This window comes from Streptomyces sp. NPDC059003 (genome assembly GCF_042740445.1).
Lineage (GTDB): Bacteria > Actinomycetota > Actinomycetes > Streptomycetales > Streptomycetaceae > Streptomyces.
Genome location: NZ_JBHYJH010000320.1, coordinates 5,019 through 5,489, shown reverse-complemented (window position 1 = coordinate 5,489; position 471 = coordinate 5,019). Strand labels below are relative to the sequence as shown.

Here is a 471-nt window from a genome sequence, read left to right as displayed (position 1 = left end):
GTGCTGATCAGTCTGTCCCCGCACTGCCCTGGTCCCGGTCGCGGCGGGAGGGCGGCGGGCCTGCAGCCAGGATCGCAGCCCGCAGTCTCACGTCGGTGCCCCACCTGTCGCGGGAGCGGACCTGGTGGTAGCCGTTGGTGCACTCGCCCAGCCACATGCGTGAGATCCGGTTGATTGCGCGGTCGAAGGCGTCGTGCCAGAGGTATACCGAGGCTCCGGAGTCACCCTGGGCTTCGAACGCGGATCGGTGCGACGTCCACAGTGCTGTCATCTCGGCCACTACGCCGCCGTGGAGCCACCAGCAGTCTCGGGGGAGTTGGTCGATCGTCAGCTCGTACTGGTCGGCGATCTCGATGACCCAGCCGGTGAACTCCGCCCACAGGTCGGCGCGTTCGTCCTCTTCAAGCTGCCGCCACAGCACCGGAGCTCCAGGCGTCCGGCCGCCGTCAGGATCGCCAGGCAATCCCGTGC

At 68.4% G+C, this 471-nt stretch carries 1 protein-coding gene; it reads right to left on the bottom strand.

Annotated features, from left to right (window positions below; translation table 11 throughout):
* Positions 1 to 7: 7 nt before the first annotated feature.
* On the bottom strand, positions 8 to 471 hold a 464-nt coding region (locus ACFWZ5_RS44465), incomplete at its 5' end, for a hypothetical protein (RefSeq protein WP_384892816.1).